This window comes from Vagococcus sp. 211 (genome assembly GCF_056322705.1).
The window spans coordinates 1,022,556-1,035,889 of sequence record NZ_CM150475.1; the positions used below are offsets into that span (position 1 = coordinate 1,022,556).

The 13,334-nt window shown below is 35.6% G+C and carries 10 protein-coding genes; 8 read left to right on the forward strand and 2 right to left on the reverse strand.

Annotated features, from left to right (window positions below; all coding sequences use genetic code 11):
- The first annotated feature begins 37 nt into the window (after positions 1–37).
- From alr to ACVWM0_RS05100, 3 genes are read left to right on the forward strand one after another with little or no spacing between them, the layout of a single operon-like run.
- Complete coding sequence (gene alr / locus ACVWM0_RS05090) at positions 38–1,168, forward strand: alanine racemase (RefSeq protein ID WP_476473541.1); 1,131 nt, start codon at positions 38–40, stop codon at positions 1,166–1,168.
- Positions 1,165–2,106, forward strand: a complete 942-nt coding sequence (locus tag ACVWM0_RS05095) for an AEC family transporter (RefSeq protein ID WP_476473542.1) — start codon at positions 1,165–1,167, stop codon at positions 2,104–2,106. Before alr ends, ACVWM0_RS05095 begins: the two co-directional genes overlap by 4 nt.
- 57 nt (positions 2,107–2,163) lie before the next feature.
- Positions 2,164–3,510 carry a DEAD/DEAH box helicase gene (locus ACVWM0_RS05100; protein ID WP_476473543.1) on the forward strand — a complete coding sequence of 449 codons (1,347 nt, stop codon included), beginning with the start codon at positions 2,164–2,166 and terminating at the stop codon, positions 3,508–3,510.
- Positions 3,511–3,574: 64 nt separating this feature from the next.
- Here ACVWM0_RS05100 and ACVWM0_RS05105 read toward each other — a convergent pair whose 3' ends face one another.
- Positions 3,575–4,798, reverse strand: coding sequence for a GNAT family N-acetyltransferase (locus tag ACVWM0_RS05105; protein ID WP_476473544.1), 1,224 nt, complete (start codon positions 4,796–4,798; stop codon positions 3,575–3,577).
- Positions 4,799–4,923: 125 nt separating this feature from the next.
- Here ACVWM0_RS05105 and lepA point away from each other — a divergent pair, with 125 nt between their 5' ends.
- Entirely contained in the window at positions 4,924–6,762 is a 1,839-nt protein-coding gene (gene lepA, locus ACVWM0_RS05110; RefSeq protein ID WP_476473545.1) for a translation elongation factor 4, read from the forward strand.
- Between the two features lie 348 nt (positions 6,763–7,110).
- Here lepA and ACVWM0_RS05115 read toward each other — a convergent pair whose 3' ends face one another.
- Complete coding sequence (locus ACVWM0_RS05115; RefSeq protein ID WP_476473546.1) at positions 7,111–8,751, reverse strand: helix-turn-helix domain-containing protein; 1,641 nt, start codon at positions 8,749–8,751, stop codon at positions 7,111–7,113.
- 124 nt (positions 8,752–8,875) lie between these two features.
- Here ACVWM0_RS05115 and argF point away from each other — a divergent pair, with 124 nt between their 5' ends.
- Genes argF through ACVWM0_RS05135 form a run of 4 tightly spaced genes read left to right on the forward strand, consistent with a single transcriptional unit; the run spans position 8,876 to position 13,277 of the window.
- On the forward strand, positions 8,876–9,814 hold the full coding sequence (gene argF / locus ACVWM0_RS05120) for an ornithine carbamoyltransferase (protein WP_476473547.1): 939 nt from the start codon (positions 8,876–8,878) through the stop codon (positions 9,812–9,814).
- Positions 9,815–9,873: 59 nt separating this feature from the next.
- Positions 9,874–11,382: a YfcC family protein gene (locus ACVWM0_RS05125; protein WP_476473548.1), complete on the forward strand. Its 1,509-nt coding sequence runs from the start codon at positions 9,874–9,876 to the stop codon at positions 11,380–11,382.
- A gap of 21 nt (positions 11,383–11,403) precedes the next feature.
- On the forward strand, positions 11,404–12,273 hold the full coding sequence (locus tag ACVWM0_RS05130) for a dimethylarginine dimethylaminohydrolase family protein (protein ID WP_476473549.1): 870 nt from the start codon (positions 11,404–11,406) through the stop codon (positions 12,271–12,273).
- Entirely contained in the window at positions 12,270–13,277 is a 1,008-nt protein-coding gene (locus ACVWM0_RS05135) for an NAD(P)-dependent oxidoreductase (RefSeq protein ID WP_476473550.1), read from the forward strand. Before ACVWM0_RS05130 ends, ACVWM0_RS05135 begins: the two co-directional genes overlap by 4 nt.
- The last annotated feature ends 57 nt before the right edge of the window (positions 13,278–13,334 follow it).

A 13,334-nucleotide genomic window follows, 5' to 3' on the forward strand; every position in this document is an offset into this window, starting at 1 on the left:
GTAAGAATAATTCAAGACGCAGTAAAGGGTGATAACAGTGGTAGAAAGTATTCATAGACCTAGTAAGGTCAAAGTTAATTTATCAGCAATTACGTATAACATTGAACAAGAAATGAAAAGAAGACAAGACGGCCAAGATATCTATGCTGTTGTAAAAGCCAATGCCTATGGGCACGGAGCGATTGAAGTCGCCAAAACGGCGATGAATGCGGGAGCAACAGGTTTATGCGTGTCTAATTTAGATGAGGCTCTAGAATTAAGACATGCAGGTATTTTAGCGCCTATTTTAGTGTTAAGTCATGTTTCGGCTGATTATTTCACGTTAGCCTTGGAACAACACATCACTCTAACCATTCCTAGCATAGATTGGTTACAAGAACTATGTCACTTTTTAGAAGAACATCCAGATAAAACAGCCGTCGTTCATTTGAAGGTCGACAGCGGTATGGGTCGTATTGGTCTTAGAACAACTGAAGAATTTAATCAGTGCACTAAGCTTGTCACAACGCATCCTAATTTAACATTGGAAGGGATTTTCACACATTTCGCTACAGCAGATAGTGTTTCAACAGAGCATTTTGAAGAACAACAACAGCGATTTGTGACTGCCTTAGAACATTTACCAACAGAGGTTAGGTACATTCATACGGCCAATTCAGCAACCGCTCTTTGGCACAATGCTTGGAAAAGCAACCTTGTTCGTTTTGGGGATGCTATGTATGGCATGAATCCTTCTGGCCATGAATTAAGATTGCCTTATGATATAAAACAAGCCTTGTCATTAGAAACAGAACTGATTCATGTGAAAGAAGTTGAACCGGGTGAAAAAATAGGCTACGGGGCAACCTATGAAAGCGATAGCCAAGAATGGATTGGCACACTACCAATTGGCTATGCCGATGGGTTATTGAGGCGTTTTCAAGGGTATCATGTTATCATTGAAGGGATAAAAGTACCTATTGTTGGTAGGGTATGTATGGATCAATGCATGGTACGTTTACCTAGACGATTCAAACCTGGGACAAAAGTGACGATCTTTGGAGAAAATAACGGTGCGTTTAACAGTGTTCAGTCGGGGGCCGATTATATTGAGACAATTAATTATGAAGTGACCTGTGCTTTATCCAGTCGGTTAGCTAGAACTTATGTTTATGATGGTGACCAATGATAGCAGCGTATCTTAATATTTTAGTGGTATTTGCTATTATGCTTTTGGGATATGTGTTAACGTGGAAGCAGTGGTTTGATAACCGTATTGCCGATGTTTTCTCTAAACTCATACTCAATGTGACCCTACCGTTAAGCATGTTTTTAAATATGACGCAAAAATTCACAAAATCAGAATTTTTAGAGTTATTCAAAGGAATATTATTACCCTTTTGTTCCATCATTATTACGTTTGGTATTAGTATTCTTTACGCTAGGCTAACAAAGGTACCAAAAACGAGGCGAGGGTCATTTCAAACAATGTTTACAGCGGCTAACACTATTTTTATGGGATTGCCTGTCAACATGGCCATTTTTGGAGAAAAGGCTATTCCTTATGCGTTACTGTATTATATTTGTAATACTACCTTTTTCTTTACCATAGGCATTATGATGATTGCCAGTGACAACCCAGATATGTCTGCTGAAAACAGTGCTTTTAGTTGGAAGAAATTACTTAAACAATTGTTATCTCCCGCTTTATTAGGATTTATTGTAGGGATATTATGGCTACTTACAGGTGTAGCTGTTCCAAAACCAATCGTCGATTTTTCAACGTATGTTGGTGGAATGACCACAGCGTTGTCTTTATTTGTTATTGGGATTATTATTTATAATACAGGGATTAAAAATCTATCCTTAGACAAGGATATTATCGGTGTCATTATTGGAAGGTATCTCGTATCACCTTTAGTGGTATATGGATTGTCGTTTATCATACCGGTGCCACCATTGATGTTACACGTCTTTATTTTACAATCGGCGATGCCCGTTCAAAACGCGATGCCGATACTTGCAAGAGGGTACGGAGCAGATGAAAAATTTGCGACAGCCTCTTTAACTTATTCAATATTAAGTTACTTTGTCTTTATTTTGATTATTTTAAACTTATTTTTCTAAAATATGTGATATAATGCCAAAGGACTGAATTTAACAGAAAGAAGGAAGGTGAGTAAGATGACTCAATTTAAAAATTTTAATTTTCAACCGTTCATTAATGATGCTCTAGAAGCCATTAACTTTAAGGAACCAACAGAAGTACAAACAAAATTAATACCGATTATCAAACGTGGTAAGAGTGTGGTTGGTCAATCACAAACAGGCTCAGGAAAAACTCATACATTTTTATTACCTCTAATGGACAAAGTAGATCCAACAAAAGATGAGGTTCAAATCGTAGTGACGACTCCTAGTCGTGAGTTAGCAGAACAAATTTATCAAGCCGCTAGCCAAATCGCAGAATTTTCAGAAGTGGAAATGCGTGTAGCGAATTATGTTGGAGGTACGGATAAAAAACGCCAAATAGCTAAACTGCAAAATCAACAACCTCACATTGTTATTGGAACGCCAGGTCGTATCTTAGATTTAATTGAAAATCAAGCTCTGAAAACATACACATCGAAGTATTTTGTTATTGATGAAGCGGATATGACATTAGATATGGGATTCTTAGAAGATGTGGACAAGATTGCTGCCACACTACCTAATAATTTACAAATGTTAATCTTCTCTGCAACAATTCCAGAGAAATTAAAACCATTCTTGAAAAAATACATGGAAAACCCTGTCATTGAACACATTCAACCTGCGTCAATTATTTCTGATAGCATTGATAACTGGGTTATTTCTACTAAAGGACAAGATAACAACAAAGTTATCTTTGACTTACTAACAGTAGGACATCCTTACCTAGCTATGGTATTTGCTAATACCAAACAACGGGTTAATGAAATTTCTAGCTATTTAAAAGAACAAGGGCTTAAAGTAGCGACGATTCATGGAGATATTCCACCACGTGAACGTAAACGTGTGATGAAACAAGTACAGAATTTAGATTTCCAATACGTTGTAGCAACGGATTTAGCTGCTCGTGGGATTGATATCGAAGGAGTATCTCACGTTATTAATGCGGAGATTCCTAATGATTTAGAGTTCTTTATTCATCGCGTGGGTCGTACAGGACGTAATGGATTAGATGGTACTGCCATCACATTATATGAACCAAGTAATGAAGAACAAATTAGCCAATTAGAAAAACTAGGCATTGAGTTCCAACCTAAAGTGATTCGTGGTGGCGAAATTATTGATTCTTATGACCGTAACCGTCGTACGCAACGTAACAAAACACAAAAACAACTGGATACTAAGATGGTTGGGTTAGTGAAGAAGAAAAAGAAAAAAGTCAAACCGGCATACAAGAAAAAAATTCAGTATGCTATTGCAGAAAATGATAAACAAAAACGTAAAGTGGAACGTCGCCAAACAGACCGCTCTAAACGTAAAGCAAGAAAACAAGATTATTAATAAATCTAAACACAATAAAAAAGGTGTACCAAGAGCTGATTGCTTTTGGCACACCTTTTTTTATTTAGAAATAATCACTAAAGTAAGCTTCTTGATCTGGAATAATTCGTTCCAGAGTACGTAACGTTTCTTTATCCGTTTTCAAGCGTTCAATGCGGTATAGATAAGAAGGTCGTTTGTAGTTCATCAACAAACAAGTAAGGGTTTGGATGTCCAGATAAACGGGATTACCAATAGGTTCATCACTCACTGTTAAGGCATCATTCTCATCCCAAACAAGACTAAAGGCTCGATTATTCCACTCAGCTAAAGGATCTTCAATGACAAAGTGGAAAGGTTTTCCTGTTGTTGTAAAGGGGTATTCTTTTATGAATTCTTCCACATCTACGATTCGCGCCATAAAATAAGGCTCGATGGTTTCTTTGATTTCACTGTCTTCGAACAAGAATGCGATGGGTTCGTTTTTGTACGTATCACCTTGAATTACATCAACCATAGAGAAATGGGCAGACACGAAATTCCATAGGCCTAAACGTGCTTCTTGGTTTAAATACACCATCTCTTTGATGTGGAACACTTCTTCAGCGATCCAGTAAAAACAAAAACCTTGAGGAATGCCTTCAGCATTATAATAAATCGCTGCAATCCGTTCTTCTTCGTTTTCCCAGCGCCAGTATTCTTCCCAGTTTAAATCTTGGCGAATCATAGCGCCGTGATTTTGGAGAGCAAAGGCGTTGTAAACCGACAAGACGTCCTCATGATCGATGTTCGCACGTTCCACATAACCTGGAACAGAAGCAGGTTTAGGTAGTTGGGTGTCTTTAATCTCAAAAGAAATCTTATCAGACATGATTTCCCATCCTTTACGCCTGTAATAAGGAATGCTGTAAGGGTAAAGATAAGAAATCCACTGCTTATTGTCACGCATTTTTTTTAAGCCTAAGGTGATTAAATCACTCATCAAACCCAGACTCGCATATTCAGGGTAGGTACCAACACCTGTCAGGCCTGCCATGTTGTAAACTTTGTCGTGAATATTAACCTCACAGGGGTAAATAGCCAGCTGTGAGACAAGTTGGTCGTTTTCAGTGAACCAACCATAAACATCTGCTTCTCGTAGCACAGGGCGCTTAGCACGAATGATTTCTGACTCGTCCTCATAACCCCCTTCTTCTAAATCTGAATCTGTCACTTGGAACACATAACGCAACAACTCATTGAATTGTTTTAAATGTTTTAATTCTACTTTTTTTAAGTGTAATTGTGCTTTTACTTCCTTGGAATCCATTGTTTTAACTCCTATACATTATATACTTCCCTAATTATAACAAACTCTATTTGAAAATACTTTAAAAAGCGTTCCAAACTTGGTATAATTAGAATCGCTGATTGAAAAGAAAGTAGGAGACAACTATGAATTTTGATGAAATGAAAAAAAGACAAGAATCTATTCGTAATTTCTCCATCATTGCACATATTGACCATGGCAAGTCAACACTGGCAGACCGCATCTTACAGAAGACAGATACTGTCTCTGATCGTGAAATGCAAGCCCAGTTATTAGACTCAATGGATTTGGAAAGAGAACGAGGCATTACAATTAAATTAAATGCTGTCGAACTGACGTATAATGCGAAAGATGGAAATGAGTATATTTTTCACCTGATTGATACCCCAGGACACGTGGATTTCACGTACGAGGTATCACGAAGTTTAGCGGCTTGTGAAGGGGCAGTGCTTGTTGTAGATGCTGCTCAAGGAATTGAAGCCCAAACACTAGCGAACGTTTATCTAGCAGTAGATAACGAATTAGAGATTATCCCAGTTATTAATAAAATTGACTTACCGGCTGCAGACCCAGAACGCGTTAGAACAGAAATTGAAGACGTGATTGGGATTGATGCAAGCGATGCTGTCCTAGCAAGCGCTAAAGCGGGCATCGGTATTGAAGATATTTTAGAACAAATTGTTGACCTTGTCCCAGCACCAACAGGAGACTTAAAAGCGCCATTAAAAGCGTTGATATTTGACTCAGTGTATGATGCATACCGCGGAGTTGTTCTTAACATTCGTGTGATGGATGGGGTTGTCAGACCAGGTGACATCATTCAATTGATGAACAACGGGAAAGAATACGAAGTAGCAGAAGTAGGGATCTTTTCACCAAAAGCAGTCCAACGCGACATGCTAATGGTAGGGGATGTTGGATATATCACAGCAAGTATTAAAAACATTCAAGATACCCAAGTAGGGGACACAGTCACTTTAGCTAACAATCCAGCTAAGGAAGCTTTAGCTGGTTACCGTCGTATGAACCCAATGGTATATTGTGGGTTGTATCCAATTGATACGTCTAAATACAATGACCTACGCGAAGCGTTAGAGAGATTACAGTTAAATGACTCTGCTTTAGAATTTGAAGCGGAGACGTCACAAGCGTTAGGCTTTGGTTTCCGTTGTGGGTTCTTAGGACTTCTACATATGGACGTTATTCAAGAACGTTTAGAGCGTGAGTTTAACTTAGAATTAATCACTACAGCTCCGTCGGTTATCTACCGAGTGAACAAAACAGATGGCACACAAATTACCGTTGATAACCCAGCTGAGTTCCCAGAACCAAGCTCAATTGATAATGTTGAAGAGCCGTATGTTAAAGCACAAATCATGGTACCTAACGAATACGTTGGAGCAGTTATGGAGATTTCTCAGCGTAAACGTGGGGAATTTGTGACCATGGATTACCTAGATGATTACCGTGTGAACGTGGTTTATAATATCCCTCTATCAGAGATTGTCTATGACTTCTTTGATAAACTAAAATCAGGAACAAAAGGTTATGCCTCTCTTGATTATGAATTAACAGGCTACCGTCCAAGTAACCTTGTTAAGATGGATATCTTATTAAATGCGGAAAACGTAGATGCGTTAAGCTTTATCGTTCATAAAGATTTCTCTTACGAACGTGGTAAAGCCATCGTAGACAAATTGCGTAAATTAATCCCAAGACAACAATTTGAAGTGCCTATCCAAGCAGCCATTGGGACAAAAATTGTTGCTCGTACTGATATCAAAGCCTTACGTAAAAACGTATTGGCTAAATGTTACGGTGGGGACATTTCACGTAAACGTAAATTACTTGAAAAACAAAAAGATGGTAAGAAACGTATGAAACAAATCGGTTCCGTTGAAGTTCCTCAAGAAGCCTTCATGGCCGTTCTTAAGATGGACGAGGACGAAGGTAAGAAGAAATAAGGGTTTGTGAGAACCGAATTTAAGTGAATAATAGTATTTTCCAACATTCTACTGACATTTTTAAAAATGTCAGTAGAATGTTGGAATTTTTTATGCTTCATTTCTCAATATATTCTCAAATATATCAACAGTTTCTTTCTTCATTTTTTAGTAACATGAGCATATGTATCCATAGTAATGACTAACTTTGAATGACCTAAACTCACTTGTATCTATTTTCGTTTTACTCCTGATTCAATAAGCATGGTGGCATGAGTATGTCTAAATGAAATGTTTTTCTTATATCTAAAATTCTTAAGCTTAAATTGTAGATCACCGTTGTCTTCTGGAAGTTCGAATAGTGGATACTTAAGGAAAAGAGATATCAGACTGAAAAATGCGAATAGCTGTATACAAATTAAATTTATCATCTGTATTATTGATATCAATATGAATTAATTTTTCAATATTTTCTATACGGGATCTGAGAGAGTTTACATGTAAGTATAGTTGATTACTTGTTTCTTTATAAGAGCAATTCATAGAAAAGAAAATGATAATCGTGTTTAGTAACTCTGTTTTATTTTTTTCGTCGTAAGCTTCAATTGGTTTAATATATCTGTTGAGCATTTCTTTGCATAGTGGACGATTTAACTGCCCTTGATTATTAATAAAAATATTTAAAATACCTAACTCTTGATACTTTTTAATACTTTTATTTGAATTAGTATTGAAAAGGAAATACAAAGAATCTTTTGCTTCATGCCAACTTCTATAAGTATCTTTTAATGGGTGTGCGTTGCTGACTCCTATTTTAATGGTGTCAAGGTTAAAGTACATCATGACATTATTTTTTATATAATCAATCATATAATCTAACGAATTAACATTTTTTTCAATTAAAAAAGCTAATACATCATCTTTTGTGAAAAAATGGATAGATTTTGAAAAATGATTATGTTCTTTAAAATATGCATAAAAATCTATCTTTATTTGAATGTTTTCAACAGCATCTTTTAAAGTAGACTCGGATGGACTTGAGCAAATAATTAAGTAGAATTCTGAGTCAGAACGGCATTCTAACATATCTATTAGGGAATTTTTTTTTTCAAGATCTACTTCTGCACTTATGAGTTCTTGAAAAGTGAGATTGTTCGCATAAAATGTAGATTTTATATTTTGACGCAGGAAGGAATTCCTTAAGCAATAAATCGAAATGACAGTGTTTATCTTTTCAAGTGTACGGGGATCAATCTGTTTAAAATAGTCTGGTGTTAGAATCAGCAGGTATTGCTGACTGTTATTCGCACTCATGAAAGGAAATATAAATATTTTGAGATTGTCTTGAGCTAGAGAAGTATTGGAATGGATATATCCAAAAAAAGCGTTATCATTTGAAAATTTACCAATTAATTGTTTATTTGAAGGCTCAAAATTTTTAAAATACTTTTTCCACTCAACATTTTCAGAATAATCAATAAAAGAGTAATCCTGGTTTAAAATAGCTAAAGATAAATCGGCTACAAAATAAATAGTATTACATAGATTATTTGAATAGTAATCATTATTAATGGAATTTATGACAGCTTGATAAAAATCATGATTTTCCTTTAAGCACGTTAATTGTATTGTTGTGATGAGTTCCAAAATTGGAGTCTGTATATTGGTCCAACTATAGTGATCTTCACAAATAATCAAAGCTATATTATAGTAATCACATGCCTCAAAAACATCATCAGTAATATATGATTCAAACTTTCTTTTGGTAATAATAGCTGCTAGTTTTTTTTCTGATAATTTTTGAATAAAAGAAGGGGTAATAAATCCTTTTTTAAAATAATTACCGATAATTAATATTTCATAATCATTAAGCCATAATACAATTTCACGTGTATCCATAATTGTAATGCTGTTAAAAGAATTATATAGAGAGGTCTGATTGGTTACGAGCTTACTATTTAAAAATAACGGCAAATTAGTTAATGATTTCACAATGTTTTGGTTGTGCATTGTACCACTCCTTATGTATATAAGTATGATGAAAGCGCTTTATAATAGTATGTTACCACTATTTATTTATTGAAACAAGTTGGTTAATATTTAAGTATCAAATAAATAAAGGAAGTGTTGAACAATGAGACAAAATTTACGAGGTAAAGATTTTTTAGCATTTAAAGATATGAATCGCGAGGAAATAGAATTCTTGACCGATTTAAGTCTGAGTTTGAAACAGAAATGGGTATCCCGTGAACCACACGAATATTTTAAAGGACAGGTTTGGGCCGCGTTATTTGAAAAAAATAGCACGAGAACTCGTAACGCTTTTGAAAGAGCAGCAGCTGACTTGGGTATCAAAGTTGTTTACTTACGTCCTGATGAAATGCAGATGACACGTGGTGAACCGTTGAAAGATACAGCTCGTATTTTGGATCGTTATTTTGATGGACTTTTTATCCGTACTTTTGGTCATGAGATTGTGGAAGAATGCTCTGATTGGATGAGAGTACCAGTTATTAACGGCTTAACAGCTCTTGCACATCCTACACAAGGTATTGCGGATTTAATGACGATTAAAGAGAAGAAAGGACGCTTAACTGACCTGAAAATTTGTTATGTGGGTAATCTGTATAACGTTGCATATACTACAATGATTTTTGCAGCAACATTTGGCATGGACATGAGCATTGTTGTGCCAGAAGGATTAAAAGCAGATCCTGAAATTTTAGCTGAAACAGAACGACGAGCTAAAATAAGCGGGGCACATATTGAATTTACGCAAGATTTTGATAAAGGTTTGAAAGATGCAGATATCGTTTATGGCATGTCGCAGTACAGTATGGGACAAAGTGATGAAGAAGTTGCAGCATTGAAGGAAGCCTTTAAACCATACTTAATTGACGCGGAGGCTATGAGTAAAGCTAAACCTGATGCTATTTTCATGCATTGTTTACCAGCTTATCGTGATTTAGAAGTCACAAATGAAGTAATGGAATCAGATCAATCTGTTATTTTTGACCAGGGTGAGAATAGGATGCATTCAATCAAAGCAATCATTGCAGCATACGCAAATTAACAAGGTCCCTCACTCAGCTGTGAGGGTTCCCTATTATATAAAATGGAAGGTGATAATCGATGGCATCAGAACCCGTTAAAGCTAAGAAATTTAAAATGCCTAATACATATGTCATTTTATTCTTTATTCTCATTTTAGTCGCCATTTTAACATGGTTTATACCTAGTGGAAAATATTTAGTAGATGAAGCAGGTCGTACAATTTCAGGAACTTACAAGCCAGTTCCATCCAATCCTCAAGGAATTTGGAATGTGATTATTGCACCAATCATTGGGATGGTTGGTAGTGATACCATTTCTGGAGCGATTACAATTTCTTTAAATGTTATGTTGTTCGGCAGTTTCTTAGAATTAATGGATGAAACAGGCGCGATTAATGCAGGTTTGAAGAAAATAGCAATTGCGAATAAAGACAATATTAATTTATTAATAACTATTCTCGTTTTTATTATGGGTGTGTTTGGAACTGTTCAAGGAGCATACGAAGAAGGATTCGTTTATGTGATGATGTTTATGCCTATAATGTTGTCATTAGGACTAGATAGTATTACAGTATTAATGATTGTTATTTTTGGAACTCAAGCAGGTTGTATCTCATCCATAGTAAATCCATTTTCTACAGGAATTGCGGCTGGTATTGCTGGTGTTAGTCCAGGTGAAGGTATTATTTTAAGAGCTATCTTTTTTGTAGTATTACAAGCAACTGTTTCATATGTCATTTGTCTTTATGCAAAAAAAGTCAAAGCGGATCCCAAAAATTCTTATCAGTATGCACGGCGTGCAGAAGAAATGGCAGAATTTGTTCAAGCAGATTCTGAAGAACAAGAGTTAACTAAAAAACAACGCATAGCGTTTATACTATTTATTTTAACGTTTGTAATCATGATTATTGCATTGGTTCCTTGGACATCGCTCAATGAAAATTGGACGTTTTTCATTACATTTACTCAATGGATGGAAAATTTACCTGTGATTGGCCAATTAATTGGATCTAATTTGGTGCCATTTGGTGAATGGTATTTCAATGAAATAAATGTTCTTTTGATTATTATGACGTTTGTAACAGGATATATATCTGGTTATAGCACAAATAAAATTATTGATATATTCATTAAAGGGGCAGCGAGTTTAGTTTCAACGGCTTTTATTATTCCATTAGCAAGAGGTATTCAAGTATTAATGACAGATGCTAATATAACGGATACCATTTTAAACTCTAGTGAAGGATTCTTATCTGGTTTCTCACCTATTACTTATATGTTCTTAGCATTGCTTATTTATATTATTTTCGCTTCATTCATCCCTAGCTCAACAGGTTTAGCAGCAGCAACTATGGCTATCATGGCGCCGTTAGGGTTGATTGCAGGAATAGGTGAGGCAACAACTATCATGATCTATAACGTAGCTTTAGGTTTAGTTAAGATGGTAATGCCAACATCGATTATTGTTATGACCACAATTTCTTTAGTAAAGGTAGACTACGTAACTTGGTTAAAAGCATCGAGAAAACCATTAGCTGTTTTTTCTGTTGTGAGTGTTGGCTTTATATTATTAAGTATTTGGATATAAAAATAAGAGAGGAAGATCAGTATGTCAAAAAAAAATTATGTTAGTAATGCAACAAATCCATTAGAAAAAGTTGTCGTTTGTTCACCAAAATATTATGTGTTTAATGCAATTAATGAAATCACTAAAAGTTGGATGGAAAAAGGTGAAACAGAAGAAAATGATTTGATGGTTAAAGAATGGGAAACAATGATCCAAGCTTATAAAGACAATGGCGTCGAGGTAGTTGAAGTGGAAGCAAATCCAGAATATGAAGTTATGACGTTTGCACGTGACTTTGGTGCGATGGTGAAAGAAGGGGCAATTATAGGTAAGTTCCGTCATCCAGCTCGTCAAGTTGAAACTGAATTATATGAAGCTAAATTAAAAGAATTAGGTGTTCCAATTGTAGCACGTTGTAATGCCGGGTGCTTTGAAGGTGGCGACTTCTTTATGATTGATGAACATACCTTAGCCTTTGGCTTAGTTGACCGTACTGACCGTGCTGGAGTAGACAATTTAAGAGAACAACTTATGAAATTTGGCTACACTGTAGTAGGTGTTCCCTTAGCTCCTGAATACTTACATTTAGATATGGCGTTTAATATTGTCTCAGATAAAGTATGTATTGCAGCAACAGAAGTGTTACCATTCTGGTTTATAAATATGTTAAAACGACGCGACTTTACAATTATCGATGTACCAAAAGAGCTGATCTTTAAACATGGTTGTAACGTACAAGCATTAGGAAACAATAAAGTGTTAGGTATTAAAAATAATGAAACTGTTAATAAAGACATGCGTGAAGTTGGTTTAGAAGTTATAGAATTACCACTGGAACAAATATTAAAAGGTGGTGGGGGACCACACTGTATGACATATCCTATTAGAAGAAGTACGGTTAAAGAAAGATGAATAAACGATACAAAGTTCTGATTGCGGACTATCCTGACTCAATGATGCCCTCACATGATTATGAGCAGGAGGTACTTGTAAAGGGACTAAAAAATTGCGAGATTCAGATTCATGAATATTCGGATAAAAAATTGCCGGATTTTTATGAGGCGATTGCCGATGCAGATGCTTTATTAACAGGGTTTATTCCGATGGATGAAGAGGCACTTAATCATGCCCCACAGTTGAAAATAATTTCAATGAATGCAACAGGTTACGACAATGTTGATTTAGAAGAAGCGAATCAACGTAAGATTGGCGTGTGTCCAGTAGGTGAATACTGTTCTGAAGATGTGGCAGAGTTTACAATTGCGACAATGGCGATGTTGGTTAAAAATTTGAAAACGCATACGTACAATGTTGAGCATGATTATATTTGGGAATATGCTTCTGCTGGTGAGAATCCACGTATTGAAGAAATGACATTAGGCATTGTTGGTTTTGGGAAAATTGGAAAACAAGTGGCGAAAAGAGCTCAAGCTTTAGGAATGCGGGTCCTCGCTCATGATCCTTTTATCAACGATCAAATTTTTGTACAACAAGGTATCAAACAAGTGTCTAAAGAAGAACTAGTCATGACTTCTGATGTGATTTGTAATCATATGAACTTAAATGAAACCAATTACAATTATTTTGATTATTCATTATTTGCTCATTCTAAAAAGAATCCATATTTTATTAATATGGGAAGAGGTGCGAGTGTGGTTGAAGAAGATTTAGTGAAAGCGTTAGATGAAAAATTGCTCAAAGGTGCTGCTGTAGATGTTTTAAGTGATGAAACACCCGACTTAAAACATCATCCTTTAGTGGGACGTTCTAATGTGATTATTACCCCACACGCCGCTTTTTATACCTCTACTTCAGTAGCTAAATTGCAACAGGTATCATGTGAAAATATCGTTCATTTTTTAAATAAGGAATACGTTAATGTCAATAAATTAGTCAATAAAGAGATTTTTGAATAAGAGATAACCCTTTTAATACGTAAAAATGAAGCGCTGATAGCGGAACAAAATGGTTTA